Origin of the sequence: Halomonas sp. AOP13-D3-9, from assembly GCF_052379125.1 — a bacterium.
Classification (GTDB): domain Bacteria; phylum Pseudomonadota; class Gammaproteobacteria; order Pseudomonadales; family Halomonadaceae; genus Vreelandella.
Map to the genome: position 1 here is coordinate 158,625 of NZ_JBQSYH010000004.1, position 16,697 is coordinate 175,321.

17 protein-coding genes are annotated in these 16,697 nt (G+C 55.2%); 4 read left to right on the forward strand and 13 right to left on the reverse strand.

Annotation, left to right across the window (positions count from 1 at the left end; translation table 11 throughout):
- Window positions 1-57: 57 nt before the first annotated feature.
- Window positions 58-360 (forward strand): hypothetical protein, encoded by a 303-nt coding sequence (locus ACT3UM_RS05920; RefSeq protein WP_498896974.1) that lies wholly within the window; start codon window positions 58-60, stop codon window positions 358-360.
- A 596-nt stretch (window positions 361-956) separates the two neighbouring features.
- On the forward strand, window positions 957-1,280 hold the full coding sequence (locus ACT3UM_RS05925; protein ID WP_498896976.1) for a hypothetical protein: 324 nt from the start codon (window positions 957-959) through the stop codon (window positions 1,278-1,280).
- A 95-nt stretch (window positions 1,281-1,375) separates the two neighbouring features.
- Here the strand turns inward: ACT3UM_RS05925 and ACT3UM_RS05930 are convergent, their stop codons facing one another.
- The 7 genes from ACT3UM_RS05930 to ACT3UM_RS05960 all read right to left on the reverse strand — a co-directional run bounded on the left by ACT3UM_RS05930 (window position 1,376) and on the right by ACT3UM_RS05960 (window position 8,004).
- Complete coding sequence (locus tag ACT3UM_RS05930) at window positions 1,376-1,870, reverse strand: copper chaperone PCu(A)C (protein ID WP_498896978.1); 495 nt, start codon at window positions 1,868-1,870, stop codon at window positions 1,376-1,378.
- A 140-nt stretch (window positions 1,871-2,010) separates the two neighbouring features.
- Window positions 2,011-2,727, reverse strand: coding sequence for a sulfate transporter CysZ (gene cysZ, locus ACT3UM_RS05935; protein WP_498896980.1), 717 nt, complete (start codon window positions 2,725-2,727; stop codon window positions 2,011-2,013).
- Between the two features lie 79 nt (window positions 2,728-2,806).
- Complete coding sequence (gene phoU / locus ACT3UM_RS05940) at window positions 2,807-3,532, reverse strand: phosphate signaling complex protein PhoU (RefSeq protein WP_498896982.1); 726 nt, start codon at window positions 3,530-3,532, stop codon at window positions 2,807-2,809.
- A gap of 31 nt (window positions 3,533-3,563) precedes the next feature.
- On the reverse strand, window positions 3,564-4,379 hold the full coding sequence (pstB, locus tag ACT3UM_RS05945) for a phosphate ABC transporter ATP-binding protein PstB (protein WP_498896984.1): 816 nt from the start codon (window positions 4,377-4,379) through the stop codon (window positions 3,564-3,566).
- On the reverse strand, window positions 4,373-5,797 hold the full coding sequence (gene pstA / locus ACT3UM_RS05950) for a phosphate ABC transporter permease PstA (protein ID WP_498896986.1): 1,425 nt from the start codon (window positions 5,795-5,797) through the stop codon (window positions 4,373-4,375). The genes pstB and pstA overlap by 7 nt, the downstream gene beginning before the upstream one ends.
- A complete protein-coding gene (locus ACT3UM_RS05955; RefSeq protein ID WP_498896988.1) occupies window positions 5,794-6,909 on the reverse strand; it encodes an ABC transporter permease subunit in 1,116 nt (371 codons plus the stop codon). The genes pstA and ACT3UM_RS05955 overlap by 4 nt, the downstream gene beginning before the upstream one ends.
- 195 nt (window positions 6,910-7,104) lie before the next feature.
- Window positions 7,105-8,004 carry a PstS family phosphate ABC transporter substrate-binding protein gene (locus tag ACT3UM_RS05960; RefSeq protein WP_498896990.1) on the reverse strand — a complete coding sequence of 300 codons (900 nt, stop codon included), beginning with the start codon at window positions 8,002-8,004 and terminating at the stop codon, window positions 7,105-7,107.
- A gap of 196 nt (window positions 8,005-8,200) precedes the next feature.
- Here ACT3UM_RS05960 and ACT3UM_RS05965 point away from each other — a divergent pair, with 196 nt between their 5' ends.
- Window positions 8,201-8,617 (forward strand): acyl-CoA thioesterase, encoded by a 417-nt coding sequence (locus ACT3UM_RS05965; protein ID WP_035582212.1) that lies wholly within the window; start codon window positions 8,201-8,203, stop codon window positions 8,615-8,617.
- An 82-nt stretch (window positions 8,618-8,699) separates the two neighbouring features.
- On the opposite strand, the gene ACT3UM_RS05970 is transcribed toward ACT3UM_RS05965, so the two are convergent.
- From ACT3UM_RS05970 to hexR, 4 genes are all read right to left on the reverse strand, one after another.
- Window positions 8,700-9,794, reverse strand: a complete 1,095-nt coding sequence (locus ACT3UM_RS05970; protein WP_498896993.1) for a TRAP transporter substrate-binding protein — start codon at window positions 9,792-9,794, stop codon at window positions 8,700-8,702.
- Window positions 9,795-9,920: 126 nt separating this feature from the next.
- Entirely contained in the window at window positions 9,921-10,400 is a 480-nt protein-coding gene (locus ACT3UM_RS05975) for a phosphate-starvation-inducible PsiE family protein (protein WP_035582211.1), read from the reverse strand.
- Between the two features lie 32 nt (window positions 10,401-10,432).
- Window positions 10,433-12,631, reverse strand: a complete 2,199-nt coding sequence (gene uvrD / locus ACT3UM_RS05980) for a DNA helicase II (RefSeq protein WP_498896995.1) — start codon at window positions 12,629-12,631, stop codon at window positions 10,433-10,435.
- A gap of 217 nt (window positions 12,632-12,848) precedes the next feature.
- On the reverse strand, window positions 12,849-13,703 hold the full coding sequence (hexR, locus tag ACT3UM_RS05985) for a transcriptional regulator HexR (protein WP_022521119.1): 855 nt from the start codon (window positions 13,701-13,703) through the stop codon (window positions 12,849-12,851).
- Window positions 13,704-14,031: 328 nt separating this feature from the next.
- Between hexR and ACT3UM_RS05990 the strand changes: the two genes are divergently transcribed.
- Window positions 14,032-14,247, forward strand: a complete 216-nt coding sequence (locus tag ACT3UM_RS05990) for a PA3496 family putative envelope integrity protein (RefSeq protein WP_022521120.1) — start codon at window positions 14,032-14,034, stop codon at window positions 14,245-14,247.
- A gap of 67 nt (window positions 14,248-14,314) precedes the next feature.
- Here ACT3UM_RS05990 and ACT3UM_RS05995 read toward each other — a convergent pair whose 3' ends face one another.
- Window positions 14,315-15,658, reverse strand: a complete 1,344-nt coding sequence (locus ACT3UM_RS05995) for a sodium-dependent transporter (protein ID WP_498896998.1) — start codon at window positions 15,656-15,658, stop codon at window positions 14,315-14,317.
- 155 nt (window positions 15,659-15,813) lie between these two features.
- Entirely contained in the window at window positions 15,814-16,668 is an 855-nt protein-coding gene (locus ACT3UM_RS06000) for a DUF72 domain-containing protein (protein WP_498897000.1), read from the reverse strand.
- Window positions 16,669-16,697 lie beyond the last annotated feature (29 nt).

Consider the following 16,697-nt stretch of genomic DNA (forward strand, 5'->3'; position numbering starts at 1 on the left):
ACAGTGCTCCTCTCACTTCACTTCAGCGGTATCAAATAGTCACCAGGAGTAAATAGTATGTTTAACGTATTTGTTAAAAAAGCAGCCGTTGTAGGTCTTTCATTTGGTTTACTGGCAAGCCCGCTAGCCTTTGCCCATATCTCCATTGATGCCAATCAAGACTTCACGGTTGATGACGAGCCCATCAAGGCGCAGTCTCATCACACATCCGGCCAAGCGGATTTTAGCCCATCTGATCTGATGTACGACGAAGGCGACCACCCTAATGTCATTAAGGCAGAGTCTCATCGCACTAGTGTTCAAGCGGACTACACCGCTAAAGATTTGACCCAAGACGTAGGCGATGGAAACGGTTGGTAACAAAAATTTGCAATTTCGATAAAATATATTACGATTAGGGTGTGAGCTAAACACGTAAAAGCGTGTCACACCGATAGGGATGCACGTCGATTCAAGGAATGAATCAAACGACAATCAGAGCGCTGGTCAGGGTTAAATTCCAAGGTTGGAGTCCCGCAAACGGAAAGGATGCTAGCGCTAGCCATTGTCAGAATCTTGTGTCCTTAGACCCTGCTGATGCGGGGTCTGATTTTTTGTGACACTCAAAACGTTCTTAAGCTACTATCTTCTTCGTTTGGGTGCTGTTTGCTAACGGCTCCTATCTCCAACAGCGTCGCTATTTTTCCATCAGCTTTTCCATCAGCTCGCCGGAAGGCATGTCTGAGCCAGCCGTATTGGCTATAAATAAATCGTCACATGTGTAATTATTGCACAATTATATTTTGCAAAATAAGCTAGCGCTGCTTTTTTTTGTGCACAACTTTATTTTTTATGTGTCTGATTTTTATGTGCTTATTATTTATATATGAGCTTTGGCATTTAGTATGCGTTGTTAAAGCGGTAATGACCGTTCTTATTGTTATTGAGCGGTATTCAAAAATATTGAGGAGCACGTCATGTTATTGAAAGAAATGAGCAAGAAAGTTGCTATCGTAGCGGCTGCTTTTGGTCTAGCCGCGAGCCCGCTGGCAATGGCGAACTCGTCCATTGAATTGAACCAAGACCGTTCTGCTGGTCAAGGTGTCATCGACAAGCCTGAAACGCATGCAACGTCACATGCAGCTCACGTATCGGCTGACGAATTGAACCGTGATGAGGGCGATAGCCTGGATTTCTCGCCATCTAGCAGTGCTTCTGATCAAGGGGAAAGAGTGCAGCGTGGTGCTAATATCAGCCCAGAAGATCTGACCCGAGATGAAGGCGATAGCACTGACTGGTAACCGATAAAATAAGTGTAACTGCTAATTTAGCCGTTCCGCGTTAAAAAAACCCCGCTTCGGCGGGGTTTTTGCTATGTGATTAGAAGCAACTGTTATCAGTGGTGGTGTCCATCAGCTGCTTCGCTGCCTTCTTGAGCGTTTTGGATCCAGGCCTCAATCTCTACATCGCCTTGTTCAGCAAAAGTCAGCGTGAGGGGAAACCGCTCGCCCTCTTTTAGTGGTTCGGTTAAACCCAGCAGCATTAAGTGAAAGCCGCCGCCAGGACGCATGCTATAGGTTTCCCCAGCCTCGACACGAATCTCATCCACATGCCGCATCTGCATCATATCGCCGTCCATTTGCATGTCGTGTAGCTCAACGCTGCTGCTTGCCGGGCTGCTGGCGCCAATCAGGGTAACGGCGTCTGAAAAGGCGGTGATATCTACATAGGCAGCGCCGTTTTCAGCACCCGGTGGGGTGGGTGTGGCGAAAGGGTGCGCAATGCGCAGAGCGTCTGTTTTGACGTCGTGGGCGAGTGCCCCAGACGCCATTGAAATAGACATGACGCCAATCACGAGCACGCCACTCAGCCAAGCCATCGGTTTTAACATGCGTTTATTCCTTATTGTTTATTGAATGAAGGGAAATATAGCCAAAGCGTAAAGGTAGCAAAGCGGCATAGCCTGGGTAAGAAGCACCTACTGCGGCGTGATGCCACGTGCGTCATTACATGCGTCTTTACATGCCGTCATTACATGCCGTCCCTATAGTGGTCATCCCAAAGCAGTACGGCACCTGCTACAGCGCCGGGAATCAGAAATAGATTGGCGAGCGGAATCCAGGTGATTAGCGTGACAAGCCCCCCAAAACTGAGGCTTTGCCACCAGCGCTTAGCGAGTCGTTGCCGCATATCGGCAAACGTCACCTTGTTGTTATCCATGGGGTAATCCAAATAGGTGATGGCCATCACCCAGGCGGAAAACAGCGCCCAGAGTAGCGGGGCCGCTAAATTCACGCCTGGAATCCAACTGATCACAAACAGGCCCGCAGCACGGGGCAGAATATAAGCGAGCTTAACAAATTCGCGACCCAGGGCATCAATGGCTGTTTTGGTCAGATTTCGGTCATCCAGGGGCTCACGACCAGTGGCTTGAATTTCAACTTTCGCGGCTAAGAAGCCGTAAAAAGGGGCTGCGATTAAGCTGGTCACCAGCGTGAAGGTAAAAAACACCACGACGAGCAGGCAAATCACAAACAGGGGCCAGATTAGCCACGCCAGCCAATCAAGCCAGGCAGGTACCATGCTCATCCAATGAGCTAACCAGCCATCGAAGCGGTTGAGCACAAAGCTGAACATGCTTACGTAAACAATCAGATTGACCAGAATAGGCAGAAAAACATAGCGACGCATACCCGGCTGATACACACAGCGTGTACCTCGGCTAAGCGCAGTGACAGCATCCAGCATGTGGGGTGAACTCCTTGTGATTCAAACGTCCAGGCTGCTTAGCAGCCTGGACGTATTGCAAGAGGAAACCCCTATCAGGTCAAGACTTTTTTAGTACCTTCGGATCCAGTTCGTCGGTGTCGCTATGGCGAATATCCAGGCCTTTGACGAGATAAACCACGTACTCCGCGAGGTTATCGGCGTGATCACCCACCCGCTCCAGCGCGCGCAGTACCCACATGATGCTGAGTACCGAGGTAATAGAGCGCGAGTCTTCCATCATAAAGGTCATTAATGAGCGCATAGCGCTGCTGTACTCGTCATCCACCAGCTCGTCTTCGCGCACAACCTGCATCGCCAGGTCGGTATCGAAGCGGGCAAAGGCGGTTAGCGCATCGCGCAGCATTTTACGCACATGCTCGCTGATATGACGTACTTCCACCAAGCCGCGAATGGTGCTGGAATTTTCGCTGAGTAGCAGCGCGTTGCGGGCGATTTTGCTGGCTTCATCGCCAATGCGCTCAAGGTCTGAAGTGGCGCGAATGACGGCCAGTACCAGGCGCAGATCGGATGCTGCAGGCTGGCGGCGCGCCAATACGCGGGTACATTCATCGTCGATTTGCAGCTGCAGGTCGTTGACCTGACGATCATTGTCACGCACCTGCTCGGCCAAGCGGGTGTCGCCTTCCAGTAGGGCAAAGACGGCGTCCTGCACTTGCTTTTCCACCAGACCGCCCATGGCCATCAGGTGGGTTTTCAGCTCTTCCAGCTCTTGGTTGAACTGGCGAGAGATATGCTGGCTGTGAGAGTCGCTAGTAATATCCATGGAGCACTCCTGACGGTTCAGTCGCTAAGGCCTAAGTGATGCGGCCGGTGATGTAGTTTTCGGTGCGTTGCAAACGGGGATTGGTGAAAACCTGATCGGTAGGCCCGTATTCAACCAGCTCACCTTGATGCAAAAAGGCGGTGTAATCCGATACACGCGCCGCCTGCTGCATATTGTGGGTGACCAATACCAGCGTCAGCTCCGACTTGAGGTTACGGATCAACTCCTCAATTTTGAGTGTTGATATGGGGTCGAGCGCTGACGCAGGTTCATCTAGCAGCAGCACATCGGGCTGTACGGCTAAGGTGCGGGCGATCACTAGGCGCTGCTGCTGACCACCAGAAAGCTGCCAGGCGGAGCGGTGCAGGCGATCCTTTACTTCATCCCATAACGCGGCGGAGGTTAACGCCCACTCAATAATGTCGTCCCTTTTGCGCTTGGGAAGGCGCTGCTGCAGCCGCAGGCCAAAGGCTACGTTTTCATAAATCGACATGGGGAAGGGGTTGGGCGTCTGAAACACCATTCCGACACGCCGCCGCAGCTCGGTTACATTCATTTGCGGGTCATGAATATCTTGCCCTTCCAGCGTTACCTGACCGCTATGGGTGACCGACTCATTAAGATCGTGCAACCGGTTAATCGCTCGTAATAGCGTAGACTTACCGCAACCCGACGGGCCAATGAAGGCGGTCACACGATGACGCGGAACGCTCAGGGTTAAGTCGCGCAACGCCTCTTTCCCCGCGTAGGCGAGGCTAAAGTGATCGATACTCAGGCAGCTGTGTTCAGACGAAAAATGCGCCACTGGTGCCTGAGAAGCATTGGCTGAATGTAATGACGCTAGCATTCGTTTCCCCGTTGACGCCTAAGATAATGACGTAGAAATATGGCAGTTAGGTTAAGCACCAGCACAATTAACACTAAAAGTAGCGCCGTGGCATAAACCAGTGGTATGGCGGCCTGCACATCTTCGCCGTGAAAGGCGGTATCAAATAAATGATAGCCAAGGTGCATGAACTTGCGCTCTAAATGCAGGTAAGGAAACTCATCATCGATGGGCATTTGAGGCGCTAGCTTGGCGACCCCCACGAGCATCAATGGCGCCACTTCCCCGGCCGCGCGAGCGACCGCTAAAATCACCCCTGTCAGCATGGCGGGGGTGGCCATGGGCAGTACGATGCGGGTGAGCATCTCTAGGCGCGTTGCGCCGAGCGCTACAGCACCTTCCCGTTGAGCATCGGGGATGCGCGCCAGCCCCTCCTCGGTTGCCACAATCACCACCGGCAGGGTCAGCAGCGCCAGGGTGAGTGACGCCCATAGCAGGCCGCCGGTACCAAAAGTAGGCGAGGGCAGCGTATCGCTGAAAAACCACTCATCCAGCGAGCCGCCGATGCCGTAAACGAACACCCCCAAACCAAATACCCCATACACAATCGACGGAACGCCAGCCAGATTGCGCACGCCAATGCGTACCAAGCGAGTCAGTCGCCCCTGATGGGCGATTTCATTAAGATAAATGGCGGCTAACACGCCAAATGGCGTGACGATCACTGACATTAAAATCACCATCAGCACCGTGCCAAATATCGCTGGCCAGACGCCGCCGCCGGTATTGGCTGCCCTTGGACCCTCGCTCAAAAACCGCCAAGCCGCATCCCCCCAGGCGAGCATCTTCTGCCAACCGCTCATGGCATTGGGGGCCTGAGCGCTCACCACGCTGGCCAGTGGTTGACGCAGGGTTTGGCCATCCACGGTGGTGAGCAGTAGTTGACTCTCCTGGTGCTGGTCAGCGGGAAGCGCCAAGAGAGCCGTCAGCTGCTGCCAAGCAGCATCGCCCGCCCAGCGCTGGTCGCCTTGCTCAATGGCCACCAAACGGCCGATAAAATCCCCCCAAGGGCTGCGATCAAGACGAATCAAGTCGGCTGGCTGGGTGCGCTCGACAATGTCATCAATCGCCACCCAGCGCCAGCGAACGCCATCGATATCCTGGTTGCCGGTGAAATAGAGACGTTCATCCCCGGTCTGCTGGGGCAATGCGACCTCGCGCACGGGTTGACCAGCAAAGGATTCACCCGAGCTAAGGGTGACCTCTTCCAGCGTGGCGGGCCAGAAGTGCCCAAGCCCGCGCACCAGTAGGAGCGTTAATAGGGCGCCCAGCATCAGTAGGGAAAGTGCTACGCTGGCTGCACATAGCCAGGGCCATAGCTCATTGATCCGGCTAAAACGAGTGCGGGGAGAAACGGTGTTGTGTGAGGCAGGGGTCATAATGTGCCTCCTATCTGGCGGTAGCGTCGGCGCAAGCGCTGGCGAACCATCTCGGCGAGGGTGTTAACCAGAAAGGTGAAAATGAACAGCACCAGTGCGGCCAAAATCAGCAGGTGGTAGGTCTGGCCACCGGGTGACGCTTCGGGCAACTCAATGGCGATAGCCGCGGCCATGGAGCGCATACCTTCGAAGGGGCTGGCGCTAAACAGGGCGGTATTGCCGCTGGCCATCAGCACGATCATGGTTTCGCCCACCGCCCGGCCAGCACCAATCATTACCGCCGAGAAAATACCTGGGCCCGCCGCCACCAGCGCCACTCTCCACAGTGCCTGCCAGCGGCTGGCTCCCAACGCCTGGGCGCCCTCTATTAGGGTAGGGGGCACATCTGCCAGCGCGTCTTCTGCCAGTGAGTAGATGCTGGGGATAACGGCAAAGCCCATGGCAATACCGACAATCAGCGCGTTACGGGTGGCGTAATCCATGCCGTAGCGCTGATCGAGTAATTGGCGTAGATCACCGCCTAACCACTGCTCTATCCAGGGGGCGAGCCATAGCGCTAACACCACCATTATGACAAGCCAGGGCACTAACCACAGGCCCGCCCAGGAAAGCGGTAAGCGGCGCTGCAGGCGTGTTTTAGCCAGTTGCCAGAATAAACCTGCCAAACCAGCACTGAGCGGCAGCCAAATGACCAGCACCAAAGCGCTGGCGAGATGACGCTCGACCCAAGGTGCCAAAATAAGCCCGGCAATAAAACCCACCACCACGCCGGGCACAGCTTCCATCATTTCGAGCGCGGGTTTGATGCGCGAGCGTAGGCGCGCTGACATAAATAGTGCGGAGTAGATCGCCGCCCCTAAGGCCACGGGAATGGCGAATAACAGCGCAGCTAGGGCGGCTTTGAGCGTGCCCCAGGCCAGGGGCGAGAGCTTAGCCAGGGCGAAGGTATCGCCAATCGCCAGCAGCGGTAGGGTTTCCCACACCAAAAAGATGCCGATTGCCAGAATTGCCAGCAGCACGCCCACGCCGCCCGCGGTAATTAAACCGGTAGCCACGCGATCCTGCAGCAGCCGTAGCGGCTGGCGAGAAGAGTTGAACCGAGGTAGGGTCATGTCGATATCATGGCAAAACCGAGGTGATCACAGAATGAGTCTATAGGTATTGAACGAGTGTGGCGTGAAAAAGCGAGTCGTGAAAAAGCCAGTTGTGAAAAAAAAGCGCCTTGAAAACAGTGCATAGATGACCCCCTACCCTAAGACAATTATGTGTCAGTTAGATGACAGTGGATTCCCACCTTTTGTTGAGCGTTAAGGGCGCTGTTGCTGCTCGCGAAGTACCTTCTGAGTTAACGGAACAAAGCCGGACGCACGAGCAATCTGCTGACCTTCCTCGGATAGAATCAGCGTCAAGAGTGCCCGCTCGGGTGGCGGCAATGCCTCGCCCGGCGGCAGGTTTACGTAGAGATAAAGGTAGCGCGACAGCGGGTAATCACCGCTTTGAATCGCCGCTTCATCGGGCGGTATGGCGGTGCCGTCATCGTTATAGAGGCTCACCGCGTGCACGGCTGGGGTGAGGTGGTTAAACCCGGCGTAGCCCATCGCATTGGCAGATTCTCCGACAGCGGCGACCACCGCCGATGAGCCTGGGTGTTCGCTGATATCGTTGCGAAATTGACCGTCGCATAATGCCCGCTCTTGAAATAGTCCGTGGGTACCCGAGGCAAGGTTACGCCCATGCAGCGCGATACGGCCAAATGACCAGTCACGGGTTGCTGGCAGTTGCTCCCAGCGCCTGATCGCTGTTTCGCCACCGCAGGCGCGGGAGGTGGAGAAGATGGCATCGACCTGCTGGCGGGTTAGCGCACGCAGTGGGTTATGGCGGTGTACGACAACGATAAGCGCGTCACGGGCGACCTTTAATTCCAGCGGCGGGTAACCATAGCGCTCAATAAAGTTATCACGCTCGTCAGCCGTCATCGGGCGAGACATCGGGCCAAGCCGGGAGGTCCCTGCCACCAGGGCTGTTGGCGCACTGGCCGAGCCGCTGGCTTGAAATTGCAGCTTTACCTCGGGGTAGCGGGTGGTGAGGGTTTCGCCCCAGCGCAGCATTAGCCCCGCCATGGTATCGGAGCCCACCGCACCCAAGGTGCCACTAATCGCGGCAGGTTGTCCCCAGGCCAGGGGTGCTACCAGCACCAGAATGACCATTGCCCAGCGCAATAAGAGGCGCTGTAGCGGTAAAGAGGCGCCCCTGTGAGTTGAAAGAGTATGCAAAGGAGTATTCAAACAAGCGTCCTCTTATGGTTAACTGAATCCATTCTCTGGTGTTGCGATGCAGCAACACACATTCGCAACGTGGCGCCCTGCAACGTTTACAACAATAAACTGACTAAGCGACGAACTCATGACTCTTCTGGAAACCGATTTGGACGACGCACCGGCCCCACAAGGGCAGCTTACTTTAAAATTACTGGCTTCCCGCCAAGATACCAATTTTTATGGTGATATACCTGGGGGATGGCTGGTTAATCAAATGGATCAAGCGGCCGAGCTGGCGGCCGGTCGTGAAGCGGGTGGCCGCACGGCGACCGTGGCGATTGAAGCCATGGACTTTCTAAGCCCGGTACGCGTGGGCTCGATGGTCAGCGTTTACACCCAGGTACAAGAGATTGGCCATAGCTCAATCAAAATTGACGTAGAAGTCTGGGTGCGCCCGCCCCATGGGCAGCGCATAGAGGAGCGACAAAAAGTGACTGAAGCACGTTTTGTGATGGTCGCCCTGGACGATAACGGACGCATTCGTGCGGTGCATAGCGACTAGTTTATCCATCAAGATCCTGCCGCGAATAGCAAAAGGGCGCTTAGTGCGCCCTTTTGCCGTGCTTGTCGTTTAGCCTAGCGCTTTAGCCATCGACGTTATCGCGGTTCTTGAGGTAGGCGAATTCACCCACATCGCTGAACGGGCGTAGCAGCTTCTGGAAAGCAGAATAAGATTCGTACACACGGCGTGACTCTTCGTCGCTATCGACCTGACGCTGAATCGCTTCCAGCGATGAAGTGTAAAGCGCTGCCATCACGTCCTCGGGGAAAGTACGCAACTGAACGCCATGTTCATCGACCAGCGCTTCCAGTGCCTGGGCGTTGCGGAAGGCAAATTCGCTGATCATGGCTATGTTAGATGCCCGTGCAGCCTCGCGGATTACGTCTTGCAGGTCTTCCGGTAGCGCGTTCCAGGCATCCAGGTTGATCGTACCTTCCAGTACGGCAGAGGGCTCGTTCCACGCCGAGGTGTAATAGTAGTCAGCCACCTGGTGCAAACCAAACGCCAAGTCGTTATAGGGCCCTACCCAGTCAGCGGCATCCAGCGCACCGGTTTGCAGCGAGGTAAAGATTTCCGAACCCGGCATATTCACGGTACTGACGCCGATTCCATTCATCGCTTCACCGGCCAAGCCAGGCAAGCGAAGTTTCAGCCCCTGCATATCGTCTAGCGAGTTGATCTCTTTCTTGAACCAGCCCGCCATTTGGGTGCCGGTATTGCCCACGGCAAACGGTTTCAGGTTGTGATTGGCGTAGATCTCATCCCACAGCTCCTGACCGCCACCATGGTACAACCAGGCGTTCATTTCGGTGGTGGTCATGCCGAACGGCACGGCGGTAAAGAACTGCGAGGCAGCCACTTTGCCGCGCCAGTAGTAAGAGGCAGAGTGGCCCATTTCAGCGGTGCCAGCAGCCACCGCGTCGAACACTTCCAGGGCGGGAACCAATTCACCCGCACCGTGGACGCGAATCTGCATGCGGCCATTGGAAAGCTGCTCTACCCGGCGGGCGAAATCATTCGCACCAGTGCCCAGGGCAGGGAAGTTTTTCGGCCACGAGGTGACCATGTCCCAGGTATAGGTCTCTTGAGCGCGTGCGCTAGAGGTAGTGACAAAAGGGGCTGCAGCGACACCGGCGGCACCCAGGCCGACGGATTTAAGAAAGTTACGGCGTTGCATAGTGAGCGAAACTCCAGAGTTAAAAATAGTGTTGTTATAGGGCGCTGAGTGCGTTGTTATCTGGCGCCGAGTGCGCGGTATCCGCTAGTTAGTATGCTGTATAGCGAATTTAGCCCGCAAGCTTGATTAATCATCTGCTGCGTCTTTCATGCTGTTGCCATGGCGTACCAGCCAATAGCAGCCGCCTAACGCTAAGACCGCCATCGAAAGCGCGCCAATTTGCCAGGGGTCGATGACTTCCATATCCAACACCATAAACTTACGCACCAGCGCCATAATGGCAATGAGTACGACGATCTCAACGTGAATGAAACCTTTACCACTGGTCATCGTGCGGATGATGGAGTTGTTGAATTCCATTGCAATCAAGACGGTAAGAATCATGTCGAATAAAGCTTGAAACACCCGGTAGTCAAACGGGTCGCGGCTTTGAATGAACAGCAGTTGCACCACATGAATGACCAGATAATACATGGCGACGAGCACAGCGCCGCCAATGGCGAGCGTCAGCACCATCGATACCAAGCGTTCAAAACGCTGGTAACCACTGAGTGTCTGCCAGCCGTTACTAACTTCGGGGAATAGGCGTTTTAAGCGTTGTTTCATGATCATCTACCTGTTGAGTGACAGCGTTGGGCTTAAAGCGGCGTCAACTTAGCAAAACCAAGCACTAGCCATTTGACGCCTTCGCCTTCAAAGCTGACCTGAACCCGGGCACGCGCGCCTTCGCCTTCCGCGTTAAGGATAATCCCTTCGCCGAACACCGGGTGCTCAACGCCTTGGCCGACGTGTAGGCTAGGCATATCGCCGCTACTCTCGACGCTTTGCTGAGCAAAGGAGGTACGCGAGGCGGTAACCGGGCGGGAAATATGCCCGCGAAGGCGGACTTCTTCCAGCAGGTGCGGCGGCAGCTCGCGCAAAAAGCGCGATGGACGTGGAAACACCTCTTTACCGTGCAGGCGGCGGGTTTCGGCGTGGGTCAGGTAGAGCTTCTGCATGGCGCGGGTCACACCGACGTAACACAGTCTGCGTTCCTCTTCGAGCCTGCCCGGTTCCTCAATGGACATCTTATGAGGAAACAGCCCCTCTTCGACACCGGCAATAAACACCACGGGGAACTCCAGACCTTTGGCGGAGTGCAGCGTCATTAGCTGTACACTGTCCTCAAACTCTTCGGCCTCGTGGTCGCCAGCGTTAAGCGCGGCTTCTGAGAGAAACGCTTCCAGCGCTGCCATGCCTTCGCCCGCTTCGGGGGCTTCAAACACATCGCCCTGGGTAAAGGCGCGGGCAGCAGTGACCAGCTCTTCCAGGTTTTCCACCCGCGCCTGGCCTTTCTCGCCGCGCTCACTCTTGTGGTGCTCTATCAAGCCGGTATGCACGGTAACGTGATCGATAATCTCGTGCAGCGCCATGCCGGAAGCATCGTTATCGAGCTGCTCAATCAGGTTGGCAAAGGTTTGCACCGCATTGGCCGCGCGGCCTTTCAAGGTGCCATCGTTAATCGCATCGTGGAGCGCCTGCCACAGCTGAATGCCTTGTTCACGGGCGCGCAGGCGAACAATCTCCACGGTGCGGGTGCCGATGCCACGGGTGGGCACATTGATCACCCGCTCCAGCGAGGCGTCATCATCGCGGTTGAGCATCAGGCGCAGGTAGGCCAGGGCATTTTTAATTTCCAGGCGCTCGTAGAAGCGGTGACCGCCGTAAATACGGTAGGGCATGCCTTGGCGAATCAGCGTCTCTTCCATCAGCCGGGACTGGGCGTTTGAGCGGTAAAGAATGGCGATATCGCGGCGGTTAAAGCCTTCGTCGACCTTCTCCTTGATGGTGTCGACGATATAGCGCGCTTCTTCCAGGTCGTTAAACCCTGCGTAAATCGAGATCGGCTCGCCTTCGATGCCGTCGGTCCACAGGTTTTTACCCATCCGCTCGCTGTTGTGGCTGATCAGCGTATTGGCGGCTTCCAGAATGGCGCTGGTGGAGCGATAGTTCTGCTCAAGCCGCACGGTATGGGTCTGCGGGAACTCCTGCTCAAAGCGGCTGATGTTCTCTACTTTGGCACCGCGCCAGCCGTAGATCGACTGGTCGTCATCACCCACCGCGGTCATCGGCGTCTTCATGCCGGTAAGCAGCTTTAGCCAGGCGTATTGCAGGGTATTGGTATCCTGAAATTCATCCACTAGCACGTGGCCAAAGCGCTCTTGGTAGTGTTTTAGCAACGCGGGGTTGTCGCGCAGTAGTTCCAGGCTTCTCAGCAGCAGTTCACCGAAATCGACCAGGCCGCCGCGCTCACAGGTGAGCTGGTAGCGCTCGTAGAGCTCGACCATCTGGCCCATGTAGGCATCGCCATCGACATTGACCTGATGCGGACGCAGCCCCTCTTCTTTACAGCCGGAAATAAAGTGCTGCACTTGGCGTGGCGGGTAGCGTTCGTCGTCGATGGAGTAGTCTTTCAGCAGCCGTTTAACCAGGCGTAGTTGGTCGTCGGAGTCGATAATCTGGAAGTGCTGAGGGAGTCTTGCATCCTGCCAGTGGGTGCGCAGCAGACGGTGGGCGATGGAGTGAAAGGTGCCCACCCATACATGGCGCATCGAGATGCTAAGCAGTGCCTCAAGGCGGGTGCGCATCTCTTTGGCGGCTTTGTTGGTAAAGGTCACTGCCAGCAGGGCATAAGGGGACAGCCCTTCCGCCTGCATCAGCCAGGCGATGCGATGAACCAGCACGCGGGTTTTACCGGAGCCTGCGCCTGCGAGCACCAACAGATTACCTTGAGGGGCGCTCACTGCTTCGCGCTGGGCGGAGTTGAGCTGATCGAGAATCGCCGTGACGTCGTCCATAGTAGCCGCTGCCGGATCAAAAAATAGGCGGCTAGTCTAGCACAGCCAGCGAACTGGCTGTGTATACAGGTACGGCAATCTTCTCGCCTCTGTGCGAGGGCAGGTTTCCGCGAGGGCGCTGTGAACCCATCCATGGGCGCTACTTTTGACATCCCTGTCAAAAGACCCTCGCTTCAACCTGCCCTCGACCCGTTTATCCAAAACTTATAGGCAAAGACTAAGACTCTTCAGGAAAGCGCAGCGTATTAAGGCTCTTTTTAACTGCTTTGAGCTGCTCGGCGAGTTTCGGCCCGCGGGTTTTGGCCACGCCGACGGCAAGTACGTCAATCAACACTAGATGGGCAATGCGCGAGCTAAGCGGGGTGTAAATCTCGGTGTCTTCATGGACATCGATATATAGCGGCAGGCTAACCTCTTCGGCGAGCGGTGAGCCGCTGGGGCACAGGCCAATGACTGTCGCGCCCGCTTCACGAGCCAGGCGCACACTGGCGACTAATGCTTTGGTACGGCCTGTTTGTGAAATTGCCACCACCACGTCGCCATCATTCAACGTCACTGCCGACATATTCTGCATATGTGGGTCGGCGTAGGCGGAGGTGGAAATCTGCAGGCGGAAAAACTTGTGCTGGGCATCAAAGGCTACAGCACCAGAGGCACCAAAGCCGTAGAACTCAACCCGGTTGGCCATCGCCAGGGCGTTAACTGCACGGCCCAGGGCGTCGTTATCCAGCCGGTCGCGCACTGAGAGCAGCGTGCCCACGGTCGAGTCAAAAATACTGTGGGAAAACTCAGCGACCGAGTCGCTGTCGTTCATGGAGAACTGCGCGAACTGACTGCCGCTGGCCAGCATTTGCGCCAGTTGTAGCTTGAAGTCCTGAAAGCCATTGCACCCCAGCGCACGGCAAAAGCGCACCACGGTAGGTTCGCTAACGGTGGCTTCGGTGGCTAGATCCACAATACGCATGTGGATAACCTCTTCCGGGTTGCGCAGTACAAACCGCGCCACTTTTTGCTCGGAGCGTCGAAAGTGCTCCATGCGGCGTCTCATTTCATCGAACAGGGCGCGACTCACGTTCAGCTCCTTGGGTGCTCAACCAACAGGTATTCAACAGTACGCCAATATGCGTACGTTTAAAACGATCGTTTCTATTTGTCTGCTCATTGTTATGCTTTGCGCATGCTTGCATGCGGGTGATCACAGTATGCCTCAATGGGTGAATAGGGCCACAAACTATTCGGCGGTGATTCGTTAGCGTTTATAGGTCGCTTGGCAGTTTTTTTAAGATTGGTCATCATTTTGTCAAGTAGGTTATAGTAATAATTGAAGTGCCGCACTGCATCATAACAGTCGTCACGGATGCAGGTGGACGGAGGCATATTCATCTGGAGGAACGTCGATTATGAGAAACGTCGAACGAATCACCTCGGTTAAAAGCGAATTGCTCGACATCTTTATGAGTATGGAAGTGGATGAGCACGCTCAACGCCAGCGCAGCGCTGCCCAACGCAGCTTAAGAGCGCGGCGGGGTATTGAGCTTCATCGTGAGTTTCAGAAGTTATCGCGGGATATCGCCCCCTTGCCCGATGAAGATCGGCAAGAGAGCGAATTGCACTAACATTATCTGTGTGGAACTACGCTGCCCTGCCTGTTAGCAGGGCCGTGGCGGTAATCTAAGCGTGAGCTTAGATTAGCCCTGTCACGAACACGGCAATAACGCCAGCGGGCGCTACATAGCGTGCGATGATGTTCCATACACTCTTGCCGGTCGCTGAAAGGCCCAGCTCGTCTTCCACGTTGTTGCGCTCCAAGCACCAGGCGGTGAATAGAATCGCCCCCAGCCCTGTCAGCGGTAGCATAATTTTGCTGGTTAGCGTGTCGAGTAAATCGAACACGCCTAATCCAAACAGCAGCGGTTCGCTCCACACGTTAAACGATAGCAGCGCCGCAATACCCAACAACCAAGCGCCCACACCGGCCACAACGGTAGCCATGACACGGCTTAGCGGCGTGCGCTCTTCAATGAATTCCACCACGGGTTCAAGCAGTGAAATGGCCGACGTTAATGCCGCAAACGTCAGCAGCAAGAAGAACATCAACCCCAAAATCGTTCCGCCCCCCATGTTGCCAAAGGCCAGCGGCAGGGTGACGAAAATCAAACCCGGGCCCGAAGCGACATCCAAGCTATTCGCAAAGACGATCGGGAAGATGGCTAAACCCGCGCCTAATGCGATCACGGTATCCATAATGATGACCGTGCGGGCGGTTTGTAGCAGGTTGATGTCTTTGCCCAGGTAAGAGCCGTAAGCCATCATGATGCCCATGCCCAGCGAGAGCGTGAAAAAGGCATGGCCCAGGGCGGCGAGTACGGTTTCTGCGGTCAGCTTGCTCCAGTCCGGGTTGAACATATACGTCAACGCTTCGCCAAAGTGGCCGGTTGTCATGCCGTAACCGATCAGCACCACCAGCAGCAGCGCGAGGACTGGCATCAGAATGCGTACAGCGCCCTCAAGGCCTTTGGTAACACCACGGGCGACAATGCCAATGACCAACAGCATAAAGATGGAGTGGCCCAGCAGCAGTAAGCCAGGGTCGCTGAGCATGCCATTAAACAGCGCGCCAATGCCGTCGGCGTCTTGGCCGCTAAAAGCGCCACTCACCGAGTTAACGGTGTAATAGAGCGACCAGCCACCAATCACGCTGTAAAACGACAGGATCAAAAAGGCCCCAACAATCCCGCTGATGCCCACGATGGCCCATGCTTTAGGCTTTTTCGCCGTGCGTGCCAGTTCAGACATTGTGCTGGCAGGATTCTTCTGGCCGCGCCGCCCCAATAGCCACTCGGAGACGAGAATGGGCAAGCCAATCAGCGCGATACAGAGTAAATACACAAATACGAAAGCAGCGCCGCCGCTTTCACCCACCATATAGGGAAACTTCCAGATATTCCCCAGACCCACCGCTGAACCAGCGGCGGCCAGCACAAAGGTCATCCGCGATGACCACTGCGCATGTGCAAGCTTCGCCATACATCACCCATTAAGTCGATTGTTGTGTAAGTCACTGCGTGCGGTACACGCTAGTTTTCGGAAAGAAGCGTTATTGCCAGCGTACTTTTCCGAAAGTAAGCGCAATTTATCCGATCAAAAGCCAGCATGCCAGTTAGCTGACCTAAAAAGGTGGGTTAAAACAGCTGGCTTTGCTTTTCTTCGGCGAAGGGGCCAAGTGGGGGTAAAGGCGTCACTTCTCCGAGCGCGTTATAGAGTAAACGGGCCAAGTGGGGAGACTCGCGATTATCCGCAGTATGCACAAATAAGAAAGGGGTTTTCCCCTGATTTATCCACAGCTTTAGGCGGGCTTTCCAAGCAGTGAAGTAGCTGCTATTAATCGTTTTGTCAATATGGCCAATAAAGCGAATCACCGGATAATTTGCCGTGGAAAGCACGTGTAACGGGAGTTTCGGCTTTTCTTGCTGAGCGTGGGCCAGGCCCATATGGCTATTGGCCGGGGTTGAGAAGAGCGGGCGCACGTCGAGCATTACGCGGTTGGCCGAATAAGTTATCAACAGGCGGTTAAGGGCTGTTTCGGCGGCTCCTTTGTGGAAAAACTCAGGGTGGCGAACCTCGACTGCACAAGGTAGATGGGCAGGCCAAGCCGCGAGCAGCGCTTCAAGCTGAGGAAGCTCTTGGGGGCCGAAATCCCGCGGTAGCTGCACCATGGTTGGCCCCAGGCGATCATGAAGCGGTTCAAGCGCGGCTAAAAATGCCCAGGCATCTGCTAATCGCGTTAGCCGTTGATCGTGGGTTACGCTGGCCGGTAATTTAAAACAAAAGCGAAAGTGGGATGGTGCCTGGCGCGCCCAGGCGGCAATGGTCTCCGGCTTTGGGGTGCCGCTATAAAAGGTTGTATTGCCCTCTACGCTGGAAAACACCGCGGCGTAATCGCTTAACAGCTCGGTTTTGGCATGGCGTGGGTAAAGGTTGCCCAGCCAGTCTTGATTGGCCCACATAGGCAAGCCTAGATATAGCGGAAGCGTCATGGGAACCAGCCTACGTCAACAGGCCCTAA

Coding starts and splice junctions, on each gene's coding strand:
- ACT3UM_RS05920 (WP_498896974.1), top strand. CDS start 58: ATGTTTAACGTATTTGTTAAAAAAGCAGCCGTTGTAGGTCTTTCATTT.
- ACT3UM_RS05925 (WP_498896976.1), top strand. CDS start 957: ATGTTATTGAAAGAAATGAGCAAGAAAGTTGCTATCGTAGCGGCTGCT.
- ACT3UM_RS05930 (WP_498896978.1), bottom strand. CDS start 1,870: ATGTTAAAACCGATGGCTTGGCTGAGTGGCGTGCTCGTGATTGGCGTC.
- cysZ (WP_498896980.1), bottom strand. CDS start 2,727: ATGCTGGATGCTGTCACTGCGCTTAGCCGAGGTACACGCTGTGTGTAT.
- phoU (WP_498896982.1), bottom strand. CDS start 3,532: ATGGATATTACTAGCGACTCTCACAGCCAGCATATCTCTCGCCAGTTC.
- pstB (WP_498896984.1), bottom strand. CDS start 4,379: ATGCTAGCGTCATTACATTCAGCCAATGCTTCTCAGGCACCAGTGGCG.
- pstA (WP_498896986.1), bottom strand. CDS start 5,797: ATGACCCCTGCCTCACACAACACCGTTTCTCCCCGCACTCGTTTTAGC.
- ACT3UM_RS05955 (WP_498896988.1), bottom strand. CDS start 6,909: ATGACCCTACCTCGGTTCAACTCTTCTCGCCAGCCGCTACGGCTGCTG.
- ACT3UM_RS05960 (WP_498896990.1), bottom strand. CDS start 8,004: ATGGTCATTCTGGTGCTGGTAGCACCCCTGGCCTGGGGACAACCTGCC.
- ACT3UM_RS05965 (WP_035582212.1), top strand. CDS start 8,201: ATGACTCTTCTGGAAACCGATTTGGACGACGCACCGGCCCCACAAGGG.
- ACT3UM_RS05970 (WP_498896993.1), bottom strand. CDS start 9,794: ATGCAACGCCGTAACTTTCTTAAATCCGTCGGCCTGGGTGCCGCCGGT.
- ACT3UM_RS05975 (WP_035582211.1), bottom strand. CDS start 10,400: ATGAAACAACGCTTAAAACGCCTATTCCCCGAAGTTAGTAACGGCTGG.
- uvrD (WP_498896995.1), bottom strand. CDS start 12,631: ATGGACGACGTCACGGCGATTCTCGATCAGCTCAACTCCGCCCAGCGC.
- ACT3UM_RS05990 (WP_022521120.1), top strand. CDS start 14,032: ATGAGAAACGTCGAACGAATCACCTCGGTTAAAAGCGAATTGCTCGAC.
- ACT3UM_RS05995 (WP_498896998.1), bottom strand. CDS start 15,658: ATGGCGAAGCTTGCACATGCGCAGTGGTCATCGCGGATGACCTTTGTG.
- ACT3UM_RS06000 (WP_498897000.1), bottom strand. CDS start 16,668: ATGACGCTTCCGCTATATCTAGGCTTGCCTATGTGGGCCAATCAAGAC.